The organism is Sphingomonas sp. GW821-FHT10C01, assembly GCF_059415525.1.
In genome coordinates this window covers 36,195-62,893 of sequence record NZ_JBWKNK010000001.1, presented here as the reverse complement: position 1 = coordinate 62,893, position 26,699 = coordinate 36,195, and the positions used below count along the sequence as shown (strand labels likewise).

The 26,699-nt window shown below is 66.2% G+C and carries 27 protein-coding genes and 1 tRNA gene; 10 read left to right on the top strand and 18 right to left on the bottom strand.

The window, feature by feature from the left end:
* Entirely contained in the window at positions 1-399 is a 399-nt protein-coding gene (gene fliS, locus AC07M1_RS00300) for a flagellar export chaperone FliS (RefSeq protein ID WP_495160578.1), read from the top strand.
* Here the strand turns inward: fliS and AC07M1_RS00295 are convergent.
* On the bottom strand, positions 396-1,460 hold the full coding sequence (locus AC07M1_RS00295; RefSeq protein WP_495160577.1) for a CaiB/BaiF CoA transferase family protein: 1,065 nt from the start codon (positions 1,458-1,460) through the stop codon (positions 396-398). The two genes, fliS and AC07M1_RS00295, sit on opposite strands and share 4 nt — an antisense overlap.
* A gap of 67 nt (positions 1,461-1,527) precedes the next feature.
* Between AC07M1_RS00295 and AC07M1_RS00290 the strand changes: the two genes are divergently transcribed.
* On the top strand, positions 1,528-2,067 hold the full coding sequence (locus AC07M1_RS00290; protein WP_495160576.1) for an NADPH-dependent FMN reductase: 540 nt from the start codon (positions 1,528-1,530) through the stop codon (positions 2,065-2,067).
* 63 nt (positions 2,068-2,130) lie between these two features.
* Complete coding sequence (locus AC07M1_RS00285) at positions 2,131-2,721, top strand: response regulator (RefSeq protein ID WP_495160575.1); 591 nt, start codon at positions 2,131-2,133, stop codon at positions 2,719-2,721.
* Here AC07M1_RS00285 and AC07M1_RS00280 read toward each other — a convergent pair.
* From AC07M1_RS00280 to argH, 5 genes are read right to left on the bottom strand one after another with little or no spacing between them, the layout of a single operon-like run.
* The gene (locus AC07M1_RS00280) at positions 2,699-3,649 is read right to left on the bottom strand and encodes a zinc transporter ZntB (protein WP_495160574.1); all 951 of its coding nucleotides are present in this window, start codon (positions 3,647-3,649) and stop codon (positions 2,699-2,701) included. The genes AC07M1_RS00285 and AC07M1_RS00280 overlap by 23 nt on opposite strands.
* Positions 3,646-4,401 carry a precorrin-2 dehydrogenase/sirohydrochlorin ferrochelatase family protein gene (locus AC07M1_RS00275; RefSeq protein ID WP_495160573.1) on the bottom strand — a complete coding sequence of 252 codons (756 nt, stop codon included), beginning with the start codon at positions 4,399-4,401 and terminating at the stop codon, positions 3,646-3,648. Before AC07M1_RS00275 ends, AC07M1_RS00280 begins: the two co-directional genes overlap by 4 nt.
* A complete protein-coding gene (gene lysA / locus AC07M1_RS00270; protein WP_495160572.1) occupies positions 4,398-5,657 on the bottom strand; it encodes a diaminopimelate decarboxylase in 1,260 nt (419 codons plus the stop codon). Before lysA ends, AC07M1_RS00275 begins: the two co-directional genes overlap by 4 nt.
* 19 nt (positions 5,658-5,676) lie before the next feature.
* On the bottom strand, positions 5,677-5,910 hold the full coding sequence (locus AC07M1_RS00265) for a hypothetical protein (RefSeq protein ID WP_495160571.1): 234 nt from the start codon (positions 5,908-5,910) through the stop codon (positions 5,677-5,679).
* A gap of 4 nt (positions 5,911-5,914) precedes the next feature.
* On the bottom strand, positions 5,915-7,312 hold the full coding sequence (gene argH / locus AC07M1_RS00260) for an argininosuccinate lyase (RefSeq protein WP_495160570.1): 1,398 nt from the start codon (positions 7,310-7,312) through the stop codon (positions 5,915-5,917).
* Positions 7,313-7,328: 16 nt separating this feature from the next.
* Here argH and AC07M1_RS00255 point away from each other — a divergent pair, with 16 nt between their 5' ends.
* Together AC07M1_RS00255 and AC07M1_RS00250 are read left to right on the top strand one after the other, a co-directional pair.
* Positions 7,329-7,925 (top strand): TlpA family protein disulfide reductase, encoded by a 597-nt coding sequence (locus AC07M1_RS00255; RefSeq protein ID WP_495160569.1) that lies wholly within the window; start codon positions 7,329-7,331, stop codon positions 7,923-7,925.
* A 207-nt stretch (positions 7,926-8,132) separates the two neighbouring features.
* Entirely contained in the window at positions 8,133-8,462 is a 330-nt protein-coding gene (locus AC07M1_RS00250) for a hypothetical protein (protein ID WP_495160568.1), read from the top strand.
* Between the two features lie 174 nt (positions 8,463-8,636).
* On the opposite strand, the gene AC07M1_RS00245 is transcribed toward AC07M1_RS00250, so the two are convergent.
* Positions 8,637-9,302 carry a TetR/AcrR family transcriptional regulator gene (locus AC07M1_RS00245; protein ID WP_495160567.1) on the bottom strand — a complete coding sequence of 222 codons (666 nt, stop codon included), beginning with the start codon at positions 9,300-9,302 and terminating at the stop codon, positions 8,637-8,639.
* A 113-nt stretch (positions 9,303-9,415) separates the two neighbouring features.
* On the opposite strand from AC07M1_RS00245, the gene AC07M1_RS00240 reads away from it, so the two are divergent.
* Together AC07M1_RS00240 and AC07M1_RS00235 are read left to right on the top strand one after the other, a co-directional pair.
* Positions 9,416-11,647: a TonB-dependent receptor gene (locus tag AC07M1_RS00240; RefSeq protein WP_495160566.1), complete on the top strand. Its 2,232-nt coding sequence runs from the start codon at positions 9,416-9,418 to the stop codon at positions 11,645-11,647.
* A gap of 89 nt (positions 11,648-11,736) precedes the next feature.
* On the top strand, positions 11,737-13,014 hold the full coding sequence (locus AC07M1_RS00235) for a spinster family MFS transporter (RefSeq protein ID WP_495160565.1): 1,278 nt from the start codon (positions 11,737-11,739) through the stop codon (positions 13,012-13,014).
* Between the two features lie 44 nt (positions 13,015-13,058).
* Here the strand turns inward: AC07M1_RS00235 and AC07M1_RS00230 are convergent, their stop codons facing one another.
* Positions 13,059-14,633 (bottom strand): peptide chain release factor 3, encoded by a 1,575-nt coding sequence (locus AC07M1_RS00230; protein WP_495160564.1) that lies wholly within the window; start codon positions 14,631-14,633, stop codon positions 13,059-13,061.
* Between the two features lie 154 nt (positions 14,634-14,787).
* Between AC07M1_RS00230 and AC07M1_RS00225 the strand changes: the two genes are divergently transcribed.
* Positions 14,788-15,618: an alpha/beta fold hydrolase gene (locus tag AC07M1_RS00225; protein ID WP_495160563.1), complete on the top strand. Its 831-nt coding sequence runs from the start codon at positions 14,788-14,790 to the stop codon at positions 15,616-15,618.
* A 6-nt stretch (positions 15,619-15,624) separates the two neighbouring features.
* Here AC07M1_RS00225 and AC07M1_RS00220 read toward each other — a convergent pair whose 3' ends face one another.
* From AC07M1_RS00220 to AC07M1_RS00180, 9 genes are all read right to left on the bottom strand, one after another.
* Positions 15,625-16,485, bottom strand: coding sequence for an aldose 1-epimerase family protein (locus AC07M1_RS00220; RefSeq protein WP_495160562.1), 861 nt, complete (start codon positions 16,483-16,485; stop codon positions 15,625-15,627).
* The gene (locus AC07M1_RS00215; RefSeq protein WP_495160561.1) at positions 16,482-17,228 is read right to left on the bottom strand and encodes an SDR family NAD(P)-dependent oxidoreductase; all 747 of its coding nucleotides are present in this window, start codon (positions 17,226-17,228) and stop codon (positions 16,482-16,484) included. Before AC07M1_RS00215 ends, AC07M1_RS00220 begins: the two co-directional genes overlap by 4 nt.
* 141 nt (positions 17,229-17,369) lie before the next feature.
* A complete protein-coding gene (gene pheT / locus AC07M1_RS00210; RefSeq protein ID WP_495160560.1) occupies positions 17,370-19,781 on the bottom strand; it encodes a phenylalanine--tRNA ligase subunit beta in 2,412 nt (803 codons plus the stop codon).
* Complete coding sequence (gene pheS / locus AC07M1_RS00205) at positions 19,778-20,860, bottom strand: phenylalanine--tRNA ligase subunit alpha (protein WP_495160559.1); 1,083 nt, start codon at positions 20,858-20,860, stop codon at positions 19,778-19,780. The genes pheT and pheS overlap by 4 nt, the downstream gene beginning before the upstream one ends.
* A gap of 71 nt (positions 20,861-20,931) precedes the next feature.
* The gene (locus tag AC07M1_RS00200) at positions 20,932-21,555 is read right to left on the bottom strand and encodes a LysE family translocator (RefSeq protein ID WP_495160558.1); all 624 of its coding nucleotides are present in this window, start codon (positions 21,553-21,555) and stop codon (positions 20,932-20,934) included.
* Positions 21,556-21,758: 203 nt separating this feature from the next.
* Positions 21,759-22,124, bottom strand: a complete 366-nt coding sequence (rplT, locus tag AC07M1_RS00195) for a 50S ribosomal protein L20 (RefSeq protein WP_010543146.1) — start codon at positions 22,122-22,124, stop codon at positions 21,759-21,761.
* Between the two features lie 14 nt (positions 22,125-22,138).
* Positions 22,139-22,342 (bottom strand): 50S ribosomal protein L35, encoded by a 204-nt coding sequence (rpmI, locus tag AC07M1_RS00190; protein WP_066581118.1) that lies wholly within the window; start codon positions 22,340-22,342, stop codon positions 22,139-22,141.
* 473 nt (positions 22,343-22,815) lie between these two features.
* On the bottom strand, positions 22,816-23,598 hold the full coding sequence (gene hisN, locus AC07M1_RS00185) for a histidinol-phosphatase (RefSeq protein ID WP_495160557.1): 783 nt from the start codon (positions 23,596-23,598) through the stop codon (positions 22,816-22,818).
* Positions 23,599-23,683: 85 nt separating this feature from the next.
* Positions 23,684-24,463, bottom strand: a complete 780-nt coding sequence (locus AC07M1_RS00180) for a DUF1134 domain-containing protein (RefSeq protein WP_495160556.1) — start codon at positions 24,461-24,463, stop codon at positions 23,684-23,686.
* 179 nt (positions 24,464-24,642) lie between these two features.
* Here AC07M1_RS00180 and AC07M1_RS00175 point away from each other — a divergent pair.
* A tRNA-Ser gene (locus AC07M1_RS00175) sits at positions 24,643-24,732 on the top strand.
* Between the two features lie 143 nt (positions 24,733-24,875).
* Positions 24,876-26,024 carry a tyrosine-type recombinase/integrase gene (locus tag AC07M1_RS00170; protein WP_495160555.1) on the top strand — a complete coding sequence of 383 codons (1,149 nt, stop codon included), beginning with the start codon at positions 24,876-24,878 and terminating at the stop codon, positions 26,022-26,024.
* A 309-nt stretch (positions 26,025-26,333) separates the two neighbouring features.
* Here the strand turns inward: AC07M1_RS00170 and AC07M1_RS00165 are convergent, their stop codons facing one another.
* A complete protein-coding gene (locus AC07M1_RS00165) occupies positions 26,334-26,699 on the bottom strand; it encodes a hypothetical protein (RefSeq protein WP_495160554.1) in 366 nt (121 codons plus the stop codon).

Below are 26,699 nucleotides of genomic sequence, written 5' to 3'. Positions count from 1 at the left end.
ATGAAATCCCCGATCCGGATCAACGCCAACGCCGCCCAGACCTATCGCTCGATCGATGCGGTCGGCCGCACCGCCGCGGCCGATCCCTACGAACTGGTCGAGATCATGTACAAGGAGTGCATCGCCGCGCTCCGTGCCGCCGCCTTCGCGACGGAAAAGGGGCAGCCGACGATCAAGAGCGAGCGGATCGCGCGCGCCACCACGATCCTGTTCGCGCTCGAATCCAATCTGGATTTCGAACGCGGGGGCGAGGTGTCGCGGACGCTCGGCACGCTCTATCATGGGCTGCGCGCTCAGATCCTCAACGCCAGCATCGGCGGCGATCCCGCGCCGTTCCGCGCGGTCGCCGATGATCTCGAGGATATCGCAGGCGCCTGGAGCCAGGCACGCGCTGCTTAGCGCGACCAGCGCTCTATTACGTCATCCATCGATACAGGCCGCGCCGGCGGTGCCACGCCCGCACGCGGTTGGAATTGCGGCGCGGTGGCTGCGCCTTCCGGCCCCGCCGCGATCGGTCGCCGCGCCAGCGCATGCGGGTGCCGCGCGGCCTCGGCCAGCGACAGCACCGGGGTGACGCCCGCCTCGCTCTGGGCGAAGCCGCGGACCCATTCGTCGCGGGTCCGTGCCGCAAAGCGTTCGGCGAAGCGCGCCGCCATCGCGGGCCAGCCCGTGCGGTCGAGCTGTGCGAAGCTGCCAGCGGCGAAGCCCAGCCCTGCGCACAGGGCTTCGAACTGCGCCGGATCGATCGCGCCGACCGCGACATGCTGTCCGTCTGCGCAAGGGTAGCTGCGGTAGAAGGGTGCACCGCCATCGATCAGATTGGCCTCGCGCCGGTCGACCCAGCGGCCGCTGGCGAACAGGCTCTGGGTCAGCGCCATCAGGGTCGCGACGCCGTCGATCGCAGCGGCATCGACCACGCGCCCCTCACCGTTCATCTGTGCGCCAAGCATCGCCGAAACCATGCCGAGCGCGAGGAACAGGCCGCAACCGGCGTGGTCGCCAAGTAAATTGAGTGGCACCGCCGGTGCGTCGGCCGCGCCGATGGCATGCAGTGCGCCGGTCAGTGCGAGCACGTTGATGTCGCTTCCAGGGCGCCCCGCGAGCGGCCCGGTCTGTCCCCAGATGCTCGCGCGGCCATAGACGAGGCGCGGATTGCGCGCGCCGCACCGCTCTGGTCCCAGCCCCAGTGCCTCCATCGACCCTGGCGGCATCCCCTCGACCAGCGCGTCGGCATGTTCGGCCAGGGCAAGCACCTCGGCGATCGCGGCGGGTTCGCGGAAGTCGAGCGTCACATCCTGTCGCCCGCGATACATGGCCGGGACGATCGCGCTGGTGCCGCTGCCCGGCTGGGCCACGCGCACCACCTCGCACCCGAGGTCCGCGAGCAGCATCGACGCGAACGGGACCGCGCCGATCGCATCGATCTCGATCACCCGCATCCCCGCCAATGGTGCCCGCATATTCTCTTTATCCCCGCGTTCGTATCAGTGGGTGGCCCGGGGCATCTGTTTCGGCTAGCGCGAGCGCATGAGCAAGCCGCACATCGTCGCCCTGGGCGGCACATCGCGTCCCGAATCGGCGACCGGCCGCGCGCTCGCGCATTGCCTGGCGCTGGCGGAGGCAAAGGGTGCGCGCGTCACGCTGCTGACCGGGGAGGCGATCAACTTCCCGCACTATGAACTGGGCTGCAACACCGACGATCCCCGGGTCGCGCATTTCGTGTCGGTGTTGCGTGAGGCCGATGGTTTGATCGTCGGATCGCCGGGCTATCACGGCTCGCTCTCCGGCATGGTCAAGAACGCGCTCGATTATGCCGAGCAGCTGCGCAGCGACGACCGCCCTTATTTCGACGGGATACCGGTGGGCCTGGTCGCGACGGCGGGCGGCTGGCAGGCGGCGGTCTCGACGCTGGTGGCGCTGCGAACCGTGATTCACGCGCTGCGGGGATGGCCGACCCCGCTGGGGGTGGCGATCAACACCGGTCCCGGCACCGGGGATGCGGTTGGAGAGGCATCACCCCAGCTCGGCATCATGGTCGACCAGATCCTGGGCTTTCTACGCCGCTGACCCGATACGTGGTTGTCGGCCCCTTAACGGGATCGTGACGCTTTCGATCCTACGCTCGCGCGCATGAGCCAAAGTCTCCTTCCGAGCGAGTCGCGCCGAAGCGCCGCCACGGTGCTGATCGTCGACGATAGCCGCACCAATCTCAACGTGATGGGCGCGCGGCTGGGGCAGGCGGGCTATATGGTCGTGCTCAGCGACAATGGGCGCGAGGCGATCGACCTGATTTCCGGGCGTGGTTTCGACCTGATCCTGCTCGACATGATGATGCCCGGCATGTCCGGCGTCGAAGTTCTGGCGGATCTGCGCGCGACCCCGCGCACCGCCGACCTCCCCGTCATCATGATCACCGCGCGCAGTGACAGCGGCGCCGTGGTCGAGGCACTGGCCGCGGGCGCGGATGACTATGTCGCCAAGCCGTTCGACTTCGACATCCTGCTCGCGCGGATCGACCGGACGCTTGGGCGCGCCAGCCGGATCGCCGAACTGAAGCGTGCGGTCGCGTCGCTCGACGCGCGCATCGCCGCTCGTGCGATCGAGCTGGGCGAGGCACGGACCGAACTCGCCGTCACGCGCGCCGATCGGGCGCGGCTGGTCAGCTCGATCAGCACGTTGAATGCCGAGGTCGAACGTCTCAGCGGAACCAGTGCCGCCTGACGAAATAGAAGGTCACGGCCGCCGCCACGCCCACGCTGAAGGCGGTGATCACCCAGAATGATCCGGGATGGTCGTTATAGGGAATGCCCTGAACGTTCATCCCGAACAGGCCGGTGATGAAGGTGAGCGGCAGGAACACCATCGCCGCGATGGCGATCACCAGCGACCGTTGATCGATCACTTCGGCGCGCAGGTCGGTCAGCGTTTCGTGGATCAGCGCGGCGCGCTCGCGAATGCTCTCCAGCTCCTCGGCCATGCGCGCGGCGCGATCGGCGGCGCCACCGATATGCAGCCGATCATCGTCGCCCAGCCAGCGCACGGACAGGGTCGACAGCTTCTCCAGCGCCACGCGCTGCGGATAGAGGAAGCGGCGATAGCCGATCGCCTGACGTCGCACGACATTGACCTTCTTGCGCAGCTCGAACGCCTGACGCGCGTCGAGCTGTTCCTCGCAGCTGTCGAGCGAGTCACCAAGATCGGCGACTTGCGGGTCGAGTTGTTCGGTGATCGCTTCGGCCAGCGTCGCGATCAGGTCACCCGCGTCGCGCACATCGCCCGCCTCGGTCGCCGCGCGCGCGACATCGACCGCGTCGAGCGGCAGCCGCGTGACCGAGATGACGCGATCCCCCTCGGCATAGAGGCGGATCGAGGCGAGCGGGTCGGAGCTGCGCATCGCCGCATGCGTCAGTCCGCGCAGGTTGAGCACCGCGCCGCCATTGATCTGGTCGCAGCGCGGCCGGGTTTCGAGCGCGGTCAGCGCCTCGACGGTGAAGCGGTCGAGCTTGGCCACGTCGCGCAGCCAGGCCTGCACCTCCTCGTCTCGCGAGGTGAGGTGGATCCATACGAAGCCGCGTCGCAACCCGATCGCGTCATGGGCATCGAGCGTGCGGACGCCGCTGCGGGTGATGACATAGGCAAAGCCGCTCAAATGGCCATCTCCAGGTCCACGGTCAGGCCGGGCAAATTAGCGGGCGGCGCATCACATTCAATCCGTTCGGCATCGGCGCGTGCGCGGGTGAGAATCTCGGCGGGCACATCGGCGCGGTGCGCGATGCGATCCGCCTGGGCGATCAGCCGCGCCTCACGCAGCGTGAGATCATCGGGGTCGGTAGAGCGCAGCGTGATGCGGACGATCCCCGATTGTCCGGATTCCGGTGCCGCGAGCCAGCGCTCGACGGCCTCCGCGGACTGATCGGCGAGCGGATCGATCGGCCCGGCCAGCGCGGCGCCGATCGCGCGGCGCCGGTCGGCCGCCTCCGGCCAGCGCGCGTGGACCGCATCGCGGCTGGCCTTGAGCGCATCCGCCAGCCCGCCCAGCGATTGCGGAAGCATCGTCTCGAACCGCTGGCGCAGCGCAGCGGCGAGTCCCGCCGACGTACCGCCGGTACCGATCGCGATCGTCACCGGATCGCGTTCGACGATCGCGGGCAGGGTGAAGTCGCACAGGTCGGGACGGTCGGCGACATTGACCAGAATCGCGCGCGCTTTCAGTCGCGCTGTCACGGCTTCGGGTTCGTCGCAGGCGACGATGGCGAGACGGGCATCACCCTCCTCGCCGACGATCACTGCACCGGCGCGTTCGAGCAGGCGGCGCTTGGCATCCGCCGTCGCACCGCTGCCGATCAGGATCACGGGCCGCCCGTCCAGCTGGACGAAGACGGGCAGCCCCGATCGTTTCACCGAACCCACTCGGGCACGCGTTCGGCACCCATGATGGTTTCGGGCTGGATGCGATCGGCGACGACCGCATACTTGTCGCCCGACACCAGGACTTCCGGCACCAGCGCACGGCTGTTGTAGGTCGAGGCCATGGTCGCGCCATAGGCGCCAGCCGTACGGAACACCGCGAGATCGCCCGACTTCACGACGTCGATCTCACGTCCCATCGCAAAGGTGTCGCCGGTCTCGCACACCGGGCCCGCGATATTGGCGACGAACTTCTCGCCGGTCGGCTCGACCGCCTCGAACTCGTGATAGGCGTCGTACAGCGCCGGGCGGGCCAGGTCGTTCATCGCCGCGTCGACGATGACATAGGGATTGCCCGCCGCCGGCTTGACCCAGATCACCTCGGTCACCAGCACGCCGGCATTGCCGCAGATGAAGCGGCCCGGCTCGAACATCAGCGTCGCGTCCCAGCCTTGCGTGACGCGCGTGACCATCGCGCCGAATTCCTCGGCGGTCGAGACGGTCTGGCCAGTGTGATAGGGAACGCCAAGGCCGCCGCCGAGGTCGACATGAGTGATGGTGTGGCCCGCCGCGCGCAGCTGCGCGACCAGTTCGCCGACACGCTTGTACGCGGCCTCGAGCGGGGCGAGCTCGGTCAGCTGGCTACCGATATGAATCGCGACGCCGCGCAGGTCGAGGCCGGGGCGCTTGGCCAGGCGATCGAAAATCTCCAGCGCGCGATCGATCGCGACGCCGAACTTGTTCTCGGCCTTGCCGGTCGAGATCTTGGCATGGGTGCCCGCGTCGACATCGGGGTTCACGCGCAGCACGGCGGGCGCGGTCTTGCCCTGGGCATGGGCCAGGTCGGCAAGGACCTCGCCTTCTTCTTCCAGCTCGAGGTTGAACTGGCCGATGCCCTCGTCGAGGCCCAGCTGAAGCTCGGCGCGGGTCTTGCCGACGCCTGAGAAGACGATGTCCTCGGCCGGCATGCCCGCCGCCAGCGCGCGCTTCAGCTCGCCGCCCGAGACGACGTCGGCGCCATAGCCCTGCTTTGCGAGCACGCCGAGCACGGCGAGGTTGGGGTTGGCCTTGATCGCAAAGGCGAGATGGACGCTGGGCAGACCGGCCAGCGCGTTCTTGAGTGCGGAGGCGTGGCGTTCGAGCGTCGCGGTCGAATAGACATAGACCGGCGTGCCGACGTCGGCGGCGATCGCGGGGATGGAGACGTCCTCGGCGTGGAGGACGCCGTTCTTGCGGTTGAAATGATCCATGGGAATAGGGTCTTCTTGATTACTGCGGCGGCAGTTCGAACTCGTCACCGCGGCGTTCCTGGGAGCTGCTCAGCACTTCGTCGCTGCGCGTCGGTCGGGTCTGGGGCGGCGCCTTCACCAAATCAGCCGGTGTCGGTGTGGCCACCGCCCCATAGGGTTTGGTCGGCAGCGATCCCCCGGCGGCCGGTTTCAAGCCGCCCTTGTTGCCGCAAGCAGCCAACAAAAGCGCCGTGAAGACCACCAGGGTACGCATGTCGTTATACTCCTCCAGCGGCGGATGCCGCCTTCACTTCAAGCGCGGCGCGCGCCGCCGCAATTGCTTCCCGTACCCGCGCCGGGGCCGTGCCGCCGAAGCTCGTCCGGCTCGCGACCGATGCATCGACGGTCAGCACGCCGAATGCGCGTTCGTCGATACGCTGGTCGATCGCCTGCAGATCCGCAAGCTCAAGCTGGTCGAGCCGAACATTCTTCGCCTCGGCCACCGCGACCGCGCGACCGGTGATGTGGTGCGCCTCGCGGAACGGGATGCCGCCCTCGCGCACCAGCCAGTCGGCGAGATCGGTCGCGGTCGAAAAGCCGCTTTCGGCCAGGCCGCGCATGCGATCGGTACGGAACTGCGCGCTCTCGACCATCCCGGTCATCGCGGCGATCGACAAAGCGAGCAGGTCGTGCGCCTCGAACACGGGCGGCTTGTCGTCCTGCATGTCCTTCGAATAGGCCAGCGGCAGCCCCTTCATCGTGATCATCAGCGATGTCAGGCATCCGACGATCCGCCCCGAATGACCGCGCACCAGCTCGGCCGCGTCGGGGTTGCGCTTCTGCGGCATGATCGAGCTGCCGGTCGACCATTGGTCGGACAGCTTGATGAAGCCGAAGGGCTGGCTCGCCCAGATCACGAACTCTTCCGCAAGGCGCGAGAGGTGCAGCGAGCATTGCGCCGCCGCCATCAGATAATCGAGCGCGAAGTCGCGATCGCTGACGGCGTCGAGCGAGTTGCGCGTCGGCCCGTCGAAGCCAAGCGCCGCAGCCGTTGCCTCACGGTCGAGCGGAAAGCCGGTCCCGGCCAGCGCCGCCGAGCCGAGCGGGCAGCGATTGCCGCGTGCACGGCCATCGGCGAAGCGCGAGACGTCGCGGTCGACCATCTCGAAATAGGCCATCAGGTGATGGCCTAGCGTCACCGGCTGCGCGCTCTGCAGATGGGTGAAGCCCGGCATCACGCTGTCGGCATGGTCCTCGGCGCGCGTCAGCAATGCGTCCTGCAGCGCGGCGAGCGCGGCGAGCACCTGGTCGGTCGCGTCGCGCACCCACAGGCGGAAATCGGTCGCGACCTGATCGTTACGGCTGCGCGCGGTGTGCAGCCGCCCGGCGACCGGCCCGATCTTTTCGGCCAGCCGCGCTTCGGTCAGCATATGGATGTCTTCGAGCGCCAGATCCTCGGGCACGCCGTCGCGTTCGTAATCGGCCGCGACCGCGTCGAGTCCGGCCGAAATCGTCGCCGCATCCGCCGCATCGACGATGCCCTGCTTGCCCAGCATCGCGACATGGGCCTTCGATCCTGCGATGTCCTGACGCCACATGCGCTTGTCGAACGGGATGGATGCGTTAATCTCGCGCATCACCGACGACGGGCCTTCGGCAAAGCGCCCGCCCCACATGCTATTGGAGTCTGTCTTGCGCTCGACGATCGCGCTTCTCCCTGTCCTTGCCACGCTGGCGCTTGGAATCGCCGGCTGCGATACGGCCAAGCAGCCGGGCGAGCAAGCAAACGCCGCTGTTGGCGGCGAAAGCCCCGCTGCACCCGCGAACAGCGCTGGTGACGCCGAACGGGTCGGCACGATCGACCGCAGCCACAAGGGCGAAGCGGTACCGACGCTGTCCTTCACCGCGCCCGACGGCAAGAAGACGACGCTCGCCGCGTTCAAGGGCAAGCCGGTGCTGCTCAATCTGTGGGCGACCTGGTGCGCGCCGTGCATCCGCGAAATGCCCGCGCTCGACCGGCTCGCCCAGCGTGAGGGCGACACGCTTCAGGTGCTGACGGTGAGCCAGGATCTGGAGGGCGCGGCCAAGGTCACGCCCTATTTCGCGAAGGCGGGCTTCAAGGCGCTCAAGCCCTATCTCGATCCCGATGTCGGCCTGTCGGTCCATTACGGCGTCAACCTGCCGACCACCGTCTATTACGACGCGCAGGGCCGCGAGCTGTGGCGCGTCGCCGGCGACATGGACTGGGACGGCGAGACCGCGAAGGAATGGCTGGCCGAGGCGGGGTGAAGTTGACGGAGTTACGCGGAACGCGATTCATTCTGTCAACTTTGTCGGCTTTGTCCGGGCGGCGTTTGCAGCGGGTGCTGAATCGACGCGATCAAAGAGCGGCCGTCATGCGGCTGGCCGATGCAAGCAAATGAATTCCAACATTGCAAGCGGGGCAGGGTGACTGGCCGCTGTTGATCCTGTGCGCCATGATGCTAGCGTGATGTAATGCTTACGAAGCGTCTGTTTCTGTTCGGGTATGAAACTCCGGCGGAGGCCGAGCAAAACGCTCGTGATGGCTTCGACGATGAGTCCAGCTCTGGCGTGTGGATCATGAGCACGTCCAACGAAGAAGCTGTGATGTGGGGGCGGGTTGTCGCTGAGGCGTTCGTCCTGTCTCAGTTCGAAGGGGCTAACGGCAAAGCCTATTCGTGGACTGATGCCGGCTTTGCTCATTGGATTGAAACTGATCCAAACATGTTAGGAGGAAGCGCTAGCCTACCGGTCGTGGCGGTTGGCGAAATGCCAGATTTCTCCGTGCTTTCTGCTGTCGTCTAGCGTCCACGATTAGGCGGTTAGTAGACATTTCCCCTTCTCCGTCATCCCGGCCTTGTGCCGGGATCCACGGCGCCTCAGGCGATGCGATAGAGCCTCGTGCTTCCAGCTCGCCTCCCGGTGGATCCCGGCACAAGGCCGGGATGACGATTGGGGTTGGGGTTAAAGCCGCGCCGTCTAACCGGCCGACTTCGCCCCCAGCCCGCGCGCCAGCATCTCCGCCACGGTATCCGCCACCTCGGTCGCATCGCGATCGTCGCCCCACACGCCGTAGCGCAGGCCGAGGAACACGTTCATCCCCATGATCGCCCAGGCGTGGACGTCGGACACGTCGGCGCGGACCTCGCCGCGCTCGGCGGCGGCGCGCAGGCGCTTCTCGATGCGGTCGGCGGTCGTCGCATAGTGCAACCGGAAGCTCTCGGGATCGACGAACTCGGCCTCGTCGATGATCCGGTAGATTTCCTTGTGTTTGCGCACGAAGCCGATGAAGGTTTCGAGGCCCGCGCGTTCGGCGGCGATCTGTTCGGGCGCGGCGCGGATCGCGGGGGCCACCTGCTCGCGCACCTGCTCGCTCATGTCGCGCACCAGCGCCCGGAACACCGCGTCCTTCGAATCGAAATAGGTGTAGAAGCTGCCGAGCGCGACGCCCGCGCGGCGGGTGATCCCGCTGATCGATCCCTCGTGGAATCCCTTCTCGCCGAATTCGGCGGCGGCGGCGTCGAGGATGGTGCGCAGCGTGCGGCGGCCGCGCGCGGTGCGCGGTTCCTTGCCCTCGCTCGCCGCGCTCTCGTTTCGCACCGAGCCTCCGGCAACTGTGGCTTCAGCGCCACGATCCTGCGTCATTCGCCCCTCTCCGCATCCGGAAGTTGAAACCCGGTTCAGGTTTCACTATAGCCTCCCTCAACGTCTTACAAGCCGTGGGTTTCACACGGCTGCCATCTGGGGAGGAAGCTTCGATGCTACGCCTGATTCCGTCTGTCCGCACGATTCTCAACGCCGGCGCCGCGTTCGGCGCGCTCGCCGCCATGCCCGCCCTCGCGCAGGACGCGCCCGCCACCGCCGCCGAGGAAGCCACGCCCGCGGCCGAGGGCGAAATCGTCGTCACCGCGCGCCGCCGCGAGGAAAGCCTGATCGACGTGCCGATCTCGATGTCGGTGGTCACCGGCGATTCGCTGCTGAAGAGCGGCGCGGCCGACATCACCGCGCTGCAGGACAAGACCCCCAACCTCACGCTCCAGATCGCGCGCGGTTCCAACTCGACGCTAATCGCGTTCAGCCGCGGCGTCGGCCAGCAGGATCCGCTGTGGGGCTTCGAGCCGGGCGTCGCGCTCTATATCGACGACGTCTATGTCGCGCGTCCGCAGGGTGCCGTCCTCGACATCTTCGACGTCGAGCGGGTCGAAGTGCTGCGCGGCCCGCAGGGCACGCTCTATGGCCGCAACACGATCGGCGGCGCGGTCAAATACGTCACCCGTCGTCTCGGCCATGATTACAAGGCGACGGCGCGCGCGTCCTATGGATCGTACAACCAGATCGATCTGGTCGGTCAGGTCGTGGTGCCGGTGGGCGACATGCTCTCGCTCGGCGCCGCGGTCGCGCAATATTGGCGCGACGGCTACGGCACCAACCTCACCACCGGCGCCGAGCACTACGACAAGAATGTGCTCGCCGCGCGCCTGTCGGCCGAGTTCACCCCGTCGGACAACATCTTCATCCGCGTTGCGGGCGATCGCGTGCTCGACCGTTCGAACCCGCGCCACGGCACCCGCCTGCTGCCCAACGGCACCGACCCGATCTATGCGCCGACCGCCAGCGTCTATGACACGCGCGCCGGGATCGGCGACCGCAACCGCGTCGAGACGCGCGGCCTGTCGGTGACGGGTGAGATCAACCTGTCCGACGCGCTGACCTTCAAGACCATCACCGCCTGGCGCGACGGCAACACCGACACGGTGATCGATTTCGACAACACCGTGCTGCCGACGCTCGATGTTCCGGCGGAATATTCGGACCGCCAATTCACCCAGGAACTCCAGCTCCTCTATGAAGGTGAGCGGATCCAGGGCGTGTTCGGCGTCTACTACCTCAACGGCCGCGCCAGCGGCGCGTTCGACACGGTGCTGGGCGCGCTCAACACCACCACGCTGACCTCGGGTGAGGTGTTCACCAAGAGCTATGCCGCGTTCGGCGATTTCAGCTTCGACCTGACCGATCAGTTCAAGATCTCGGCGGGGCTGCGCTACACCCGTGACGAGAAGACCGGCACCGTCTTCCGCCGCAACTATACCGGCATCCGCAGCCCGCATTTCGGCAACGCCGCGGCGGTGCCGGGCCTGATCCGGTCGAACTATACCAACGACCGCGATTTCGAGAAGCTGACCCCGCGGGTGAGCGTGAGCTACGAGCCGCGCCAGGACCTCAATTTCTACGCCAGCTACGGCAAGGGGTTCAAATCGGGCGGCTTCGACATGCGCGGCGACGCGATCCTGACGCCCACGACCGTCAACGGCTACAACCCCGAGACGATCGACAGCTACGAGCTGGGCATGAAGGGCGCGTTCCTCGACCGCACCCTGTTCCTCAACCTCGCCGGCTTCTTCTCGAACTACAAGGACCAGCAGGTCACGATCCAGGTGCCGTCGCTGGCCGGCGGCATCGCCAGCTTCGTCGACAATGCGGGCAAGGGCGAGATTTACGGCTTCGAGCTGGAAGCGCGCGTCGTCCCGTCGCGCAACCTCTCGGCGACCTTCGCGGTCGGCTATACCCATGCCGACTACAAGGAGTTCTTCACCTATATCGGCGGCGGCACCACCCCGGTCGACGTGTCGAACCAGCGCGCGTTCCAGAACACGCCGAAATGGACCGCCAACGTCTCGGCGACCTGGTCCGAGGATCTGGCGGGCGGCACCATCGCCTTTACCCCGTCGGTCTCGCTGCGCAGCGATACCCAGATGTTCGAGATCGCGACCCCGGCGCTCGACCAGGACGGCTATGCGCTGGTCGACGCCTCGCTCAACTGGACCTCGGCCGGCGGCCGCTACCGCATCGGCGTCGCGGCGCGCAACCTGACCGATGCGCGCTACCGTGTCGGCGGCTACAACTTCCCCGGCGCGCTCTTCGGCAATTCGATCATCGGCTATTACGGCCCGCCGCGTACCGTGACCGGCACGTTCGAGGTGAAGTTCTGATCGCCTTGCGGACCAGAGTTTGACACACTGACATGGCCGGGCGTCTCCCAAGGGGCGCCCGGCCAATTTTTTCGAAGGGGAGGGACGGCATGAACGCCAGCGACGGAACGACCGCGCGTCAGTCGACACCAGGGTATCGGGGCGTCGTCCTCGCGATGCTGTTGCTGGTCTACACCTTCAACTTCCTCGATCGGCAGATCCTCGGCATCCTCGCGGTGCCGATCAAGGCGGACCTCGGACTCACCGACGCCGAATTCGGCGCGATCGGCGGGCTTGCCTTCGCACTGCTCTACTCGATCCTGGGCGTCCCCCTCGCCTATCTCGCCGATCGCACCAGCCGCAGCGCGGTGATCGCGGGCAGCCTGGCGGTGTGGAGCGCGTTCACCGCGCTGTGCGGCACAGCGACCGGTTACTGGCATTTGTTCCTCTACCGCCTCGGTGTCGGCGTGGGCGAAGCGGGCGGCGTCGCGCCGTCCTACGCGCTGATCGCCGACTATTTCCCGCCGGAAAAGCGCGCGCGGGCGCTCGCCATCTACTCGCTCGGCATCCCGGTCGGGCTTGCGGGCGGGACGTTGCTCGGCGCCTATATCGCCGCGCTGGTCGACTGGCGCACCGCGTTCATCGTGATGGGGGTCGCGGGCATCGTGCTGGCGCCGATCTTCAAATATGTGGTGCGCGATCTGCCGCGCCCGGCCACCGCGGCGAAGGCCACGCCGGTGTCGGCCGTCTTCCCGATCCTCGCGAAAAAGCCCGCCTTCTGGCTGATGGCCTTCGCCGCGTCGTTCAGCTCTCTCTGCGGCTACGGCCTCGCGCTGTGGACGCCGTCGATCCTGATGCGCAGCTTCGGCTTCGATCTCATCACCACGGGTCAGTTCATGGGCTCGATCCTGCTGGTCGGCGGGGTCGCCGGCGTGTTCGCAGGCGGGTGGTTCGCCGACCGGCTCGGCGGCAAGGATCGCGGCTGGTACGCGAAGCTGCCCGCGATCGCCTGGGCGATCACCGTCCCGACCTTTGCTTTCGGATTGCTCAGCCCGTCCTCGACAATAGCCTGGGCGCTGCTGCTGATCCCCAATGCACTCAACATCCTGTGGCTCGGTCCGGTGACCACCGCCGTCCAGCACCTCGTCCCGCGCGAGATGCGCGCGACTGCCTCGGCCAGCTTCCTGCTGATCAACAATCTGATCGGCCTGGGCGCGGGGCCGCTGCTGATGGGCGCGCTGTCGGATGCGCTGAAGTCGACCTACGGCATCGAATCGCTACGCTATGCAGCGGTCGGATGCCTGATCTTCTACGGTCTAGCGGCAGCGCTGATGCTGTTCGCGGTCCGGCCGCTGCGGCGTGACTGGGTCGACGACGTTCAGGCCTGATCCGGCTCGGCGGAGCTGAACCGGACGCGGTGCCGGCCCGGCTCCTAGCGCTCGCGCGTCGCCATGAACTTCACCTTGGAGTAGCGGTCGGCGACATAGCCGACTTCCCAGGCCGATTTGGCGAGGAACACCGGGTCGCCGTCGCGGTCCTTGGCCATCGCGCCGCGGTTGAGGTCGATGAACTCCTTCACATCCGCGGCCTCGCCGCCGATCCAGCGCGCGGTGTCGAACGGCGCGGGCTCAAGGTTCGCGCCGACCTTATACTCGGCGTCGAGGCGGCTGAGCAGCACGTCGAGCTGGAGCTGGCCGACCACGCCGATGATCCAGTTCGACCCGATTTCCGGATAGAAGACCTGGATCACGCCTTCTTCGGACAGGTCGTCCAGCGCCTTGCGCAGCTGCTTGGTCTTGGTCGGATCCTTGAGGATCACGCGGCGCAGGATTTCGGGCGCGAAATTGGGCAGGCCGGTGAAGCGCACCGCCGCCTTCTCGCTCAGCGTGTCACCGACGCGCAGCGTGCCGTGGTTGGGGATGCCGATGATATCGCCGGGGAACGCCTCGTCGGCCAGCTCGCGCTGCTGGGCGAAGAACATGATCGGCGAATGGATCGCGATCGGCTTGCCATGGCCCGTCGGGGTCAGCTTCATGCCGCGCTTGAACGTGCCCGACACCAGCCGCATGAACGCGATGCGGTCGCGATGGTTGGGGTCCATGTTGGCCTGCACCTTGAACACGAAGCCGGTGACCTCGTTGTAGTCCGGTGAGACCGGCGCCGGCTCGGCGGGCAGCGCGTGCGGCGGGGGCGCGTGGCGCGCGATGGCGTCGATCAGCGAATCGACGCCGAACTCCTTGAGCGCCGACCCGAAATAGACCGGGGTCAGGTCGCCGTTACGATACGCCTCGCCGTCGAAGCTCGCATAGCCCGCCAGTGCCAGCTCTGCGTCCTCGCGCAGCTTGGCGAGATTCTGGGGCGAGACGATCGCGTCGAGCTGCGGATCGTGGAGGCCGGTGGTCTGGATGACCTTGCCCTGGAACTCGCGGCTGTCGCCCTCGGGCAGCAGCAGGCGGTTGGAGACGAGGTCGTACACCCCCTCGAACGTGCCGCCCATGCCGACCGGCCAGGTCATCGGCGCGACGTCGAGCGCGAGCAGGTCCGCGATCTCGTCGAGCGTCTCGAATACCTCGCGGCCTTCGCGGTCGACCTTGTTGACGAAGGTGATGATCGGCACGTTGCGCAGGCGGCACACCTCGAACAGCTTGCGCGTCTGGCTCTCGATGCCCTTGGCGACGTCGATCACCATGACGGCGGAATCGACCGCGGTCAGCGTGCGATAGGTGTCTTCGGAAAAGTCCTCATGGCCCGGCGTGTCGAGCAGGTTGAAGGTCACGCCGTCACGCTCGAAGGTCATCACCGACGAGGTGACCGAGATGCCGCGCTGCTGCTCGATCTTCATCCAGTCCGAACGCGCGCGCCGAGCCGCGCCACGCGCCTTGACCTCGCCGGCGAGATGGATCGCGCCGCCGAACAGCAACAGCTTTTCGGTCAGCGTGGTCTTGCCGGCGTCAGGGTGGGAGATGATCGCGAAGGTGCGGCGACCTGGAATCACATTCTCGGGCATCGCGGCCCTCTAGCGGGAAGTGGCTCGCGAATCGAGTGTTTCGGTTTCTGAAACGATCGCTTTCGAACGTTGCCCTTTTGCGACTCGGGAAGCGGTGTCATGTTTCGGTTGCGCCACGTTCTTCGCGAGGCGGTCCAGCCAGGGATGCGAACCGATGAGCACCATCACGACCAGCGACGGCACCGAAATCTTCTACAAGGACTGGGGGCCGAAGGAGGCCACCCCGATCGTCTTCCATCACGGCTGGCCGCTCAGCGCGGACGATTGGGACAATCAGATGCTGTTCTTCCTGCACAAGGGCTATCGGGTGATCGCGCACGATCGGCGCGGCCATGGCCGCTCTTCCCAGACCTGGGAAGGGAATGAAATGGACACCTATGCCGCCGACGTCGCCGCGCTGGTGAAGGCGCTCGACCTGAAAGGCGCGATCCATGTCGGGCATTCGACCGGCGGCGGAGAAGTCGCGCATTATGCCGCGCGCGCAGAGCCGGGGCGGATCGCCAAGGCGGTGCTGATCGGCGCGGTGCCGCCGGTGATGGTCCAGAAGGAGAGCAATCCCGAGGGGCTGCCGATCGAGGTGTTCGACGGCTTTCGCGAGGCGCTCGTCGCCAACCGCGCGCAATTCTACATCGATGTCCCCGCCGGCCCGTTCTACGGCTTCAACCGCGACGGCGCGACGGTCAGCCAGGGGCTGATCGACAATTGGTGGCGCCAGGGGATGATGGGCGGCGCCAAGGCGCATTATGATTGCATCAAGGCGTTCAGCGAGACCGACTTCACCGAAGACCTCAAAGCGATCGACGTGCCAGTGCTGGTGATGCACGGCACCGACGACCAGATCGTGCCGATCCACGACAGCGCGCTGAAGGCGATCGGGTTGCTCAGGAACGGGACGCTCAAGACCTATGAGGGGCTTCCCCATGGCCTGTGCGCGACGCATCCCGAGGTGGTGAACCCCGACCTGCTCGCCTTTATCGAAAGCTGATCTGGATCAGGCGAGCGTCACGGTCATCGCGAAGACGCGGCGCTCGCCCGGTTCGAGCCGGAGCATCCCCGGCTTGTCCCAGATCTCGTCGGTGAACCCGGCGGGATCGGCATGGCCCTGCCACGGCTCGATACAGATGAAACGCGCGCGCGGCTTGGTCCACACCGCCAGCGTCGGCATGTCGGGGAAGCCGATCTCGAGCTGGGGTCCGTCGGGCGTGCCATAGCGTAGCGACCGGCTCTGCGGTTCGGTCCAGACCAACGCTTCGTCGGTGAACAGCTTATCGTGCAGCCACAAGGTGTCGCCCTCGACCGGGGTCTCGCGGTCGACCGGTCCGATCAGCTTGCCCTCGAGCCGGGCAAGCAGCTGCGGCTCTTCGCGTTCGAAGACGATGCGGTGATCCTTCTTCGCGCCGCCATAGGGCAGGGGCCAGGCGAAGGCGGGATGGAATCCGAAGCTCGCCGGCATCGCCCGGTCGTCGCGATTGACCAGCGTGACGGTCGTGGTGAGCGTCGCTCCTGCGATCACGAACTCGGCGTCGAGCGCGAAGGCGAAGGGGTAGGCGTCGCGCGTCGCGTCATCGTCGCTCAGCCGGAACCAGGCGCGGTCGGTGGCGTGGTCGACCAGCGTGAATTCGCGCCGTCGCGCGAAGCCGTGCGGAGGCAGCGCATAGTCGCGGCCGTCGAGCCGGTAGCGGTCGTCCTTGAGCGCGCCGACGATCGGGAAGAGCAGGGGCGCACGGCCGGTCCAGAAGGCCGGGTCGCCGTCGCTCATCAACTCGTTGCCCCGCGCGTCGCGCAGATGCGTGAGCTCGGCGCCCAGCGGATTGATCGTCGCGCTGAGCGCATCGGAGCCGATCTCGATCATCCCGCGCGGTGCACCGCGAAACCGGCGAAGCTCTGGTTCACCGGCATCATCTCCATCGTATTGATGTTGAGATGCGCGGGGAGCTGGGCGACCCACAGGATCATGCCGGCGATATCCTCGGCCGTCATCGGATCGGCGCCGCCATAGAGTTTGTCCGATGCTTCCTGGCTGCCGGTGCGCACCAGGGTGAATTCGGTCTCGGCCATGCCCGGCTCGATCGAGGTGACGCGCACCCCGGTGCCGGCGAGGTCGCTGCGCAACGACAGGCTGAACTGGTGCACGAACGCCTTGGTGCCGCCATACACATTGGCGCCGAGATAGGGGTAGGTCGCCGCGACCGAGGACAGGTTGATGATCGCGCCGCGCCGCTCGATCAGGGTCGGCAGCAGCTTGTGCGTGATCGCGACCAAAGCGGTGACGTTGGTGTCGATCATTACCCGCCAATTGTCGAGCGAGGCATCCTGCGCCTTCTCGGTGCCGAGCGCGAGGCCGGCATTGTTGACCAGCAGGTCGATACCCCGGAACGCTTCGGGCAGGTTGTCCAGAGCGGCGTCGCGCGCGGCCTCGTCGCGGACGTCGAACACCGCCGGGTGAAACCGGTCGTCGCCCAGCTCGGCCTTCAGCGCATCGAGCCGATCGGCGCGCCGCCCGGTCCCGATCACCCGCCAGCCCGAAGCGACGAGGGCGCGGGCGGCGGCGGCGCCAAAGCCGGAGGTCGCGCCGGTGATAAGGGCAGTGCGCATTCCGTCTACTCCTTCGTCATCCCGGGCCTGTACCGGGATCCACCGCGCGTCGGGCGATGCGCGTCAGGTTCCAGTCCATCGCTTGCCGCCCCGTGGACCCCGGCACAAGGCCGGGGTGACGGATCGGGTTAGCGGGACGATTTAGCCGCGCAACATCGCGCCGAGTTTCCCCGCCGCGGCGACGACCTTGTCGGCCACCGCCTTGATCTCGGCGTCGGTGAAGCTCTTCTCGCCCGGCTGGAGCGTGACTTCGACCGCGAGGCTCTTCTTGCCCTGCTCGACCCCGGTGCCGGTGAACAGGTCGAACAGGCGCGCGTCGGTGATTGCCGCCTTGTCCGCGCCCTTGACCGCGCGGACGAGATCGCCCGCCGCCAGCTCCGCCGGAACGATGAAGGCGAAGTCGCGCGTCACCGCCTGCAGCGCCGGGGGCGTGTAGGCCGGGCGCATGAAGCCGGTCGAACGCTTGCCGGGGATCGCGTCGAGGAAGATCTCCACCGCCGCGACCGGGCCGTCGAGGTCGAACTGCTTGAGCAATGCCGGGTGCAGCATGCCGAACGCCGCCAGCACCGTCTTCGGCCCGAGGCGCAGCGTCGCCGACTGGCCCGGGTGCCACGCCTCGCCCGCCTCACCCATTACCTGGAGATTGCCGACCGGCGCGCCCGCCGCTTCGAGCAGCGCCAGCGCTTCGGCCTTGGCGTCATAGGCGGTGAAGGGCTGTGCCTTGCCGTTCGCCCAGCCACGTGGCGTCTTGTCGCCCGCGAAGAGTGCGGTCAGCGTCAGCTTCTCGGCGTCGGCGAGATAGCGACGGCCGATCTCGAACAGGCGGATACTGGTCGCGCCGCGCTTGGTGTTGCGGCCCGCGGCCATCAGCAGGCCCGGCAACAGCGAGGGCCGCATGACCTTGAGGTCTTCGCTGATCGGGTTGGCGAGCGTCCAGGCGCCGCCGCCCACGGCCGCGGCTTCCTTCTCGGCGATGAAGCTCCACGTCACCGCTTCGTTGAGGCCGCGCGACGCGGCGGTGCGACGCATGCGACGCTCGAGCTTCTGCTCGGGCGTAGCGGTCGGCGTCGCGACGCCAGGCGTGCGTGGCAGCGGGGTCGAGGGGACGTTGTCGATCCCCTCGATCCGGATCACTTCCTCGACCAGATCGGCCGGACCATCGACGTCGCGGCGCCAGCTGGGCGCGGTGACGCGGAAGGCGTCGAAGCCCGCATCGATCCCGACCGGATCGCCATTGGCGTCGAGCGGTTCGACGGTGAAGCCGAGCGATTCGAGGATCTCCTTCTGGCGTCCGACGGGCACGGCAAGGCCGCCCAGCGTCTCGGCCAGCACCGGATCGTAACCGGTGGTGATGCCGACGCGCGGCAGCCTGCCGGCGCGCGTGACTTCGCTGGCGGTACCGCCGCAGAGCTGGGTGACGAGCCGCGCGGCAATGGCGATGCCGTCCTTAAGGAAGGCGGGGTCCACCCCGCGCTCGAACCGGGTGCGTGCGTCGCTGGTGAGCAGCAGCTTCTGCCCGGCGCGCGCGATATGCTCGGGATCGAAGAAGGCGCATTCGATGACGACGTCGGTGGTCGTCTCCGACACGCCGGTATCCTCGCCGCCCATGATGCCGCCGATATCGTGGACGCCGGTGTCGTCGGCGATCACGGTGATCGTCTCGTCGAGCGTGTAGGTCTTCTCGTTGAGTGCCAGCACTTGCTCGCCGGCCTTGGCCTTGCGCACGACCAGCGCGCCCGACAGCTTCGCCTTGTCATAGACGTGAAGCGGGCGGCCAAGGTCGACCATCACGTAATTGGTGATGTCGACCAGAGCCGAGATCGGGCGCTGGCCCACGGCCTTCAACCGCGCCTGCATCCATTCGGGCGAAGCGCCGTTGGTCACGCCGCGCACGGTCTGGCCGTAATAGGCCGGGCAGCCCTCGGGTGCGTCGATGCGCACCTCCGGCCCCGCGCCTTCGCCTTTCACCGGCGTGGCGTCGAGCGGCTTGAGCGTACCCAGGCCCGCGGCGGCGAGGTCGCGTGCGATACCGCGCACGCCCATGCAATCCTGGCGATTGGGCGTGATCGAAACGTCGAACACCGGATCGTTGAGGCCGGCATAATCGGGGTAGCGGGTGCCGATCGGCGCATCGTCGGGCAGCTCGATGATGCCGTCATGATCGTCGCCCAGCTCAAGCTCGCGGGTCGAGCACATCATGCCGTTCGATTCGACGCCGCGCACGGCGGCGACCTTCAGCACCATACCGTTGGCCGGAACCACCGCGCCGGGAAGGCCGAGCACGCCGACCAGGCCGGCGCGCGCGTTCGGGGCACCGCACACGACCTGAAGCGGCACGCCGTCTCCGGTGTCGATCGTCAGCACCTGAAGCTTGTCGGCCTGCGGGTGGCGCTCGGCGGTAAGGACGCGCGCGACGCGGAACGCCGCGAGCTTCTCGCCCGGATTCTCGATGCCCTCGACCTCAAGCCCGACACGGGTCAGCGCCTCGTCGATCTGCTCGAGCGTCGCGTCGGTGTCGAGATGCTCCTTGAGCCAGCTCAGGGTGAACTTCATGCGCCCACTCCCCCGCTCAGCGTGGGCACGTCGAGCGCCGAGAAGCCATAATGTTTAAGCCAGCGCAGATCGCCGTCGAAGAAGGCGCGCAAATCATCCATCCCGTATTTGAGCATCGCCAGGCGATCGATCCCGCAGCCAAAGGCGAAGCCCTGCCACTCATCGGGGTCATAGCCGCCGGCCTCGATCACCTTGCGGTGGACCATGCCGCTGCCCAGCACTTCCATCCAGCCTTCGGACCCGCCGATCACGCGCTTGCCGTTGACGATCGAGAAGCCGACATCGACCTCCGCCGACGGCTCGGTGAAGGGGAAATAGCTCGGGCGCAGGCGCAGCACGATGTCGTCGCGCTCGAAGAACGCCTTGAGAAAGGTCTCCAGCGTCCATTTGAGGTGGCCAAGCGTGATGCCCTTGTCGATCACCAGCCCCTCGACCTGATGGAACATCGGGGTGTGGGTGGCGTCGCTGTCGCTGCGATAGGTGCGGCCAGGCGCGATGATCCGCACCGGCTTCTGCCCGCCCGCCGCCTTCATCGCGCGGATCTGAACCGGCGAGGTGTGGGTACGCAGCACCATCGGCGAGGCGTGTTCGCCGGCGAGGTAGAAGGTGTCGTGCATCGCGCGCGCGGGGTGCGTCTCGGGAATGTTGAGCGCGGTGAAATTGTGCCAGTCGTCCTCGATCTCCGGGCCGGTCGCGACCGCGAAGCCGAGGTCCGCGAAAATCTCGGCCAGCTCGTCCATGACCTGGCTGACCGGATGGACGCTGCCCGCGGGCACGCCGTCGGCGGGCAGGGTCATGTCGAGTGTCTCGGCGGCGAGCTTGGCCGAAAGCGCCGCGCCCTCCAGCGCCGCCTTGCGCGCGGCGATCGCGTCGGTCACCGCCTCGCGCAGCGCGTGGATGCGCGGGCCGGTTTCCTGCCGCTCCTCGGGCGACATGCCGCCGAGCGTCTTGAGCAGGCCGGTGACGGCGCCCTGCTTGCCGAGCGCATGCACGCGCACCGCGTCGAGCGCGTCGACACCGGACGAGGCATCGATCGAGGCAAGGAGTTCGGCCCTGAGTTGGTCGAGATCGGTGGTCATCGAAATTCCGTTCATTGGTCGATGTGGCCCGAACCGCAGTCGGGCGTGAAGGTCAAGGCCCCGGGGCCAAACTAGACGCGATGCCCGAACAGCGCCGCGCCGAACGCGACGAAGATTCCGCCGGTGATGCGGTTGAACAGGCGCTGGCGGTTGGCCGGGGCGAGCCAGGCGGCGAGGGAGCGGCCGCCAAACGCATAGACGCTGTACCAGAAGGTCTCGATCACGATGAAGCTCGCCACCAGGATCGTGAGCTGCGGGGCGAAGGGTTTGGACGTGTCGAGGAACTGCGGGAACAGCGCGCCGGCGAAGACGATCAGCTTGGGATTGGCGAACCCGGTGCCGAGTCCGGTCGCGTAGAGCGCTCGAAGCGAGGGCGGGGCGGGCTTCGCGGCATTCGGGTCGCTGTCGGCGACCGGCGCGCGCCACGCCTTGATCCCGAGCCAGATCAGGTAGGCGACACCGGCATAACGCAGCACGTCGAACAGCATCGGCGATGCCTTGAGCAGCGCGCCGAGGCCCGCGGCGGAGGCGAACAGGCAGGTGAGGACCGCGGTCATCAGGCCGGCCATCGACGCGATCGATCGGCGCGTGCCGTGATGGATGCTCTGGGCCATGACGTGGAGCATGTTCGGCCCCGGCGTCGCGGCGATCAGGAACACGGCGGTGACATAGAGCCACCAGGTCTGGAGCGTCATCTGGTCAGTTCCTCCCATCGTCACCCCGGCCTTGTGCCGGGGTCCACCGTGCCGCGCACGACACGCTGGAGCGCCTTGTCCATCGCTTGCCGCCCAGTGGACCCCGGCACAAGTCCGGGATGGCGGGCGGGGCGAGCCGTGAAACCAAAAAGGGCGCCGGTGTCTCCACCGGCGCCCCATTTGTTCGGTCGCTACAGATCGCCTCAGGCGGCCTGGGGCAGAGCCGCCTTCGCCTGCGCGATGATGGCGGTAAACGCCTCACCTTCGTGCATGGCGATGTCGGCCAGGACCTTCCGGTCCAGCTCGATTCCCGCCAGCTTCAGGCCATGCATGAACTGCGAATAGGTCAGGCCTTCCGCACGGACGCCGGCGTTGATGCGCTGGATCCAGAGGGCGCGGAAGCTGCGCTTCTTAACCTTGCGGTCGCGATAGGCATACTGACCGGCCTTTTCGACGGCCTGGCGCGCGATGCGGATGGTGTTCTTGCGACGGCCATAATAGCCCTTCGCCTGATCCAAAATCCGCTTATGCTTCGCCTTCGTGGTCGTACCACGTTTAACACGTGCCATGTCTCAGGTGCTCCTTACTTCAGGCCGTACGGCGCCCAGAGGCGCACGTGGCCGGCATCAGCTTCGGAAAGGACCGACGTGCCGCGGTTGGTGCGAATATACTTCGCGTTGTGGCTGCTCAGGCGGTGACGCTTGCCGGCGACGCCGTGCTTCACCTTGCCCGTTGCGGTGAATTTGAAGCGCTTCTTCACACCGCTCTTGGTCTTCATCTTGGGCATTTTCGTCTCCTTTTACGCGCGACGATTACAAGACAGCCACGGCAGCCCTAGTTAGCCGGACGGTCCACCTGAATCGCGGAAAGGCGGGCGCTTAGCTTGTCGGGGGCGGTTTGGCAACCGCCCCGTGCGGCACCGGCCCGCTCCCCCATCCCGCCACCCATCGAAGATAGCTTGCAGTGGGTGGCGGGATGGGGGAGCGGGCCGGTGCCGCATCGAATAGGGATTCGCGCGGGAGCGCGCCGGGGTATCCCCGGTCCGCTCCCCCGGCGCGCAACGATCCGACACCTTGCAATGTTGGAATTCGGCTGCTTGGCTGGCGCGGGCCGGCGATCCGGCCGCGCTCTTTGACATGTCAGGCAGGCGTTCGGTGTGCGGTTGCACGCCAAGCCCGCGATCGCGCCGGTCCTATGGGTCGTAACCGACTCGCGCGCGCGTAGGAGTGCGACTTTTGGGACGTTCCGCGCGCTCCGCGCTCAATGCCCCTGGCAGGCGAGCGCTTCGACCAGTTCCTCGATTCGGGCCGGGTCGCCCGCGGCGATCACCTCGCCGTTGCTGCCGGCATGGAGCGGGTCGCCCTGCCAGTCGCACATGCGTCCGCCCGCGCCCTCGACCACCGGCACCAGGGCGGCGAAGTCGTGGAGCTTGAGCCCGGCTTCGATGACGATGTCGAGGTGGCCGGAGGCGACCAGGCCGTAATTATAGCAGTCGCCGCCCAGCACCGTGCTCATCACCGCCGAATCGACATGCTCAAAGGCGTGGAGCTGGCCGTCGGTGAACAAAGCGGGCGAAGTGGTGGCGAGCAGCGCCTTCGAAAGCTCGCGACAGGTGCGGGCATGCGCGGGCTTGCCGTTGAACAGCGTCTCGCGGCCGGTGACGCCCAGCCACCGCTCCGTGATGATCGGCTGGTCGATGATGCCGAGCACGGGCCAGCCATCCTCGAGCAATGCGATCAGCGTGCCGAAGATCGGCCGGCCGGCGATGAAGCTGCGCGTGCCGTCGATCGGGTCGAGCACCCAGGTGCGGCCGCTGGTGCCCGGGCGGTCGTCCTCTTCTTCGCCGACGATCGCGTCCATCGGGCGCTCGGCGATGATCAGGCGCCGCATCGCCGCCTCGGCCGCCTTGTCGGCGAGCGTCACCGGCGAGGCGTCGTCCTTGGCTTCCAGACCGTGTTCGGCGCGGAAATAGGGGCGGATCGCCGCGCCCGCCGCATCGGCAAGGCGTCCGGCAAGGTCGATATCGGCTTGGCTGACTGGCATGGCGCGGCCCTAGCCGCCGGGGCTCCTGTTGTGAAGCGGGCCGGTACCGACAGAACGCGCTTCAGCGCGGTCGCAACTGAGGCCCTCAGAAGGGGAACCAGCGGCTCTTCTCGCTGAACTTCATATAGCCGACATTGGCGCCCAGCCGCCAGCCGACGCCGAGGCGGACCGGGATCAGCACCACGTCGCCGCGGCGCAGATAGGTGGCGGAGAAGCCGCCGACGAAATAGACGCGGCCCTCGCCTGCCGGGAAGCGCTTGTAGAGTTCCTGGCTGTCATAGAGGTTGTAGACCAGCACGAACACCTTGGTGGCGTCGCCACCGATGTCGAAGCCCACCGACGGTCCGGTCCAGAATACCTTGCGCTCACCCTCGACCGCATGGACCATCTTGCCCGAGCCATAGCGCAGCCCGACGACGATCGCGCCCGATCCCTCGCTGCCGGCGATATAGGCATTGGGTTCGCCCTGATCCTTGAGGATGTCCTCGATCAGCCCCGCAAGACCGCTCGCGCCCTTGCCGAACACGCCTTCCGCCGCGGCGACGATGCGCACCCGGTCGAACGTGGTCGGGGCTTCGGGCTTGGCGAGGTGTGTGCCGGAGGTCGCTGGCGCGGCGCTCGCCGACGGCTGCTGTTGAGCGGGCGCCGAATCGGCCGGGGGCGGGCTATAGTCGGTACCGGGATCGACCGGCTCGTCGGCCGGCTGCCTGGCCGGAGGAGTCTGGGTCTGCGCGGGGCGCGGCTGGTTGAGATCGGCGTCGATCGCGCTGTCGGGATCGACCGAACGAATCTGAGCGCCCGCCGGCGCCGCCGCGAGCGACGGCACCGCCAGTGCCAGAGTGAGCCAGATCATCGCGCGCCGCATGGTAAGTTCTCCCGCCATCATGCCTTTTGAATCGGCAGGTGGTGCCACGGCAATGAACGGGCGATGACCCGAGTCGATTTCGCGTCCACCCGAGTCGATCCGGCGATGAATCGTGTGCAAAAGCCCCGTTGATCGTCCGCACATCGCTCGCTATAGCCCCCGCTTCGCCGCTGGGCACCGGAGACGTGGGTGAGTGGCTGAAACCAACGCTTTGCTAAAGCGTCGTACGGGGAACCGTACCGAGGGTTCGAATCCCTCCGTCTCCGCCAGGGCTTGATCCCCCCGCATCCGCCGCGAATCGAAAAAGCCCAGTTTTCTGCGGCTTTGCGCGCGATTCGCGTCCTCTCGTATCCGCTCATTTCCATCGGCAACCGATTGGAAGTGTGGGAAAAAATGTGGGAGAATTTGAGCCATGGGAAAGCTCTCCGCTGCTGCGGTGAAAGCCGCGACGCGCCCCGGTAGACTGGGCGACGGCGACGGCCTTTACCTCGTTGTCCAGCCCAGCGGATCTAAGAGTTGGGTCTGCCGTGTGCAGAAGAACGGCAACCGTCGCGATTTCGGCTTGGGCAGTGCTTCGAAGATCCCGCTTAAGATAGCCCGCGAGCGCGCCGCTGAGATTCGCTCTTGGGTCGAAATGGGGTTCGATCCGGCATTCGAGCGGCGCAAGGCTGAGGGAATTCCGACGTTCAAGGAGGCGGCGGCGAAGGTTCTGGCTGCGCATCGCAAGACTTGGCGCAACGAGAAGCATGAGGGGCAATGGCTGAGAACGCTTGAATCTTATGTGTTCCCTGCACTCGGAAGCATCGGTGTCCACGAGATCACGGGTCCAATGATTCGCAACGTTCTCTCGGAGATCTGGCTTTCGAAGCCGGAGACGGCGCGAAGGGTGCGGCAGCGTATCGGGACGGTGCTCGATTGGGCGTATGCGTCGGGATATCGCGACACGGAGGCGCCTATGCGCGCAATCACGAAGGGATTGCCGCGTCAGCCAAAGAAAGACGGGCATTTTGCAGCGATGCCCTATGCGCAGGTTCCTGCGTTCATCATCAAGTTGCGCGAACGGGAGTCATTTAGTCGACTTGCGCTCGAATTCGCGATCCTGACGGCTGCCCGTTCGGGTGAAGTGCGCGGCGCGACATGGGATGAGGTCGATGCTGTGACGGGCCTTTGGACGATTCCCAAAGGCCGAATGAAGGCGCGCCGTGAGCATGTTGTGCCGCTGACCAAGCCGGCGATGCGGATCGTCAGGCGATGTCAGGAGCTGCGGATCAGCACGTGTCCCCTTATATTTCCCGGAATCCGAGGCTCTCTGCCGCTCTCTGACATGACGCTCACCAAGCTGCTCAGGGAAATGAAGCAACCCTACACTGTGCATGGCTTTCGTTCGGCATTTCGTGACTGGGTTAGTGAGGAAACTCAGTACTCAGGGGAAGTCGCCGAGTCTGCACTTGCTCATGCGGTTAAAAGCAAGACTGAGGCTGCTTATAGGAGGGGCAATCTGCTCGCTAAGCGAAGTAATATGATGAATGATTGGGGGAACTATTGCACATTAATGATGTAGGATGTGTCGATTTTTGTGACTATTGTTAGTGTTTACAGTGCAATAGTGCTTGTGGCCACGGAATTGCCGCAGGTCAGGCTGATCGGGCAGCCCAGATCGTCATAACCAAAACCTTCCGGAACGCCCGCGCAATATTCGCGGGGCACCGTCATCTTAGCCCTGCGCGACGGATAGGGGCATATAAAAGGCCGGGAACAGCGGCCCCCGGCCTCCAATTTAGCGCACTGTCACATCAATACTGTCTACAATAATAGAGAGTGTTCATATATTACTCATGGCGCTCATAATCTAGCGCATAACTCGATGAAGCTACTTTGCGGCAAGCTTTCGCTGTACTAGCCAACGAGAAATAGCTCGCTGAAGTGGAAATACGTCAAAGAATCCGGCGCAAGATGTGGTGTCAGTCAAAAAAAACCGTTCCTCTTTATCGTACACGAAAACCAATCCGCTGCCAAATGGATTCACGGTGGATGGTACATGTATCTTGCACTCCTTAATAGAAGAAAATGGAATTTCTTCCAAAACTCCGACTTCTTCTATTAGTAATTTCTCCTGAAAAACGCTAAGGCGCCCGCATTTTGAATTTCTATACGTAAAAAGATAGGTTTTGTCGTCTTTATTGCCTTCATCTACATCAATGGATTCAAGATTCAAAAGATCTTTCGGAATCAGCAT

Excerpts from the sequence above, each read along its gene's own strand:
- fliS (WP_495160578.1), top strand. The coding sequence starts at position 1 with ATGAAATCCCCGATCCGGATCAACGCCAACGCCGCCCAGACCTATCGC.
- AC07M1_RS00225 (WP_495160563.1), top strand. The coding sequence starts at position 14,788 with ATGAGCACCATCACGACCAGCGACGGCACCGAAATCTTCTACAAGGAC.
- AC07M1_RS00295 (WP_495160577.1), bottom strand. The coding sequence starts at position 1,460 with ATGCGGGCACCATTGGCGGGGATGCGGGTGATCGAGATCGATGCGATC.
- AC07M1_RS00180 (WP_495160556.1), bottom strand. The coding sequence starts at position 24,463 with ATGCGGCGCGCGATGATCTGGCTCACTCTGGCACTGGCGGTGCCGTCG.
- AC07M1_RS00215 (WP_495160561.1), bottom strand. The coding sequence starts at position 17,228 with ATGCGCACTGCCCTTATCACCGGCGCGACCTCCGGCTTTGGCGCCGCC.
- AC07M1_RS00285 (WP_495160575.1), top strand. The coding sequence starts at position 2,131 with ATGAGCCAAAGTCTCCTTCCGAGCGAGTCGCGCCGAAGCGCCGCCACG.
- AC07M1_RS00220 (WP_495160562.1), bottom strand. The coding sequence starts at position 16,485 with ATGATCGAGATCGGCTCCGATGCGCTCAGCGCGACGATCAATCCGCTG.
- AC07M1_RS00245 (WP_495160567.1), bottom strand. The coding sequence starts at position 9,302 with ATGACGCAGGATCGTGGCGCTGAAGCCACAGTTGCCGGAGGCTCGGTG.
- AC07M1_RS00240 (WP_495160566.1), top strand. The coding sequence starts at position 9,416 with ATGCTACGCCTGATTCCGTCTGTCCGCACGATTCTCAACGCCGGCGCC.
- AC07M1_RS00170 (WP_495160555.1), top strand. The coding sequence starts at position 24,876 with ATGGGAAAGCTCTCCGCTGCTGCGGTGAAAGCCGCGACGCGCCCCGGT.
- pheS (WP_495160559.1), bottom strand. The coding sequence starts at position 20,860 with ATGACCACCGATCTCGACCAACTCAGGGCCGAACTCCTTGCCTCGATC.
- AC07M1_RS00265 (WP_495160571.1), bottom strand. The coding sequence starts at position 5,910 with ATGCGTACCCTGGTGGTCTTCACGGCGCTTTTGTTGGCTGCTTGCGGC.
- AC07M1_RS00235 (WP_495160565.1), top strand. The coding sequence starts at position 11,737 with ATGAACGCCAGCGACGGAACGACCGCGCGTCAGTCGACACCAGGGTAT.
- AC07M1_RS00165 (WP_495160554.1), bottom strand. The coding sequence starts at position 26,699 with ATGCTGATTCCGAAAGATCTTTTGAATCTTGAATCCATTGATGTAGAT.
- hisN (WP_495160557.1), bottom strand. The coding sequence starts at position 23,598 with ATGCCAGTCAGCCAAGCCGATATCGACCTTGCCGGACGCCTTGCCGAT.
- AC07M1_RS00250 (WP_495160568.1), top strand. The coding sequence starts at position 8,133 with ATGCTTACGAAGCGTCTGTTTCTGTTCGGGTATGAAACTCCGGCGGAG.
- rplT (WP_010543146.1), bottom strand. The coding sequence starts at position 22,124 with ATGGCACGTGTTAAACGTGGTACGACCACGAAGGCGAAGCATAAGCGG.
- lysA (WP_495160572.1), bottom strand. The coding sequence starts at position 5,657 with ATGGATCATTTCAACCGCAAGAACGGCGTCCTCCACGCCGAGGACGTC.
- rpmI (WP_066581118.1), bottom strand. The coding sequence starts at position 22,342 with ATGCCCAAGATGAAGACCAAGAGCGGTGTGAAGAAGCGCTTCAAATTC.
- argH (WP_495160570.1), bottom strand. The coding sequence starts at position 7,312 with ATGTGGGGCGGGCGCTTTGCCGAAGGCCCGTCGTCGGTGATGCGCGAG.
- AC07M1_RS00290 (WP_495160576.1), top strand. The coding sequence starts at position 1,528 with ATGAGCAAGCCGCACATCGTCGCCCTGGGCGGCACATCGCGTCCCGAA.
- AC07M1_RS00200 (WP_495160558.1), bottom strand. The coding sequence starts at position 21,555 with ATGACGCTCCAGACCTGGTGGCTCTATGTCACCGCCGTGTTCCTGATC.
- AC07M1_RS00230 (WP_495160564.1), bottom strand. The coding sequence starts at position 14,633 with ATGCCCGAGAATGTGATTCCAGGTCGCCGCACCTTCGCGATCATCTCC.
- pheT (WP_495160560.1), bottom strand. The coding sequence starts at position 19,781 with ATGAAGTTCACCCTGAGCTGGCTCAAGGAGCATCTCGACACCGACGCG.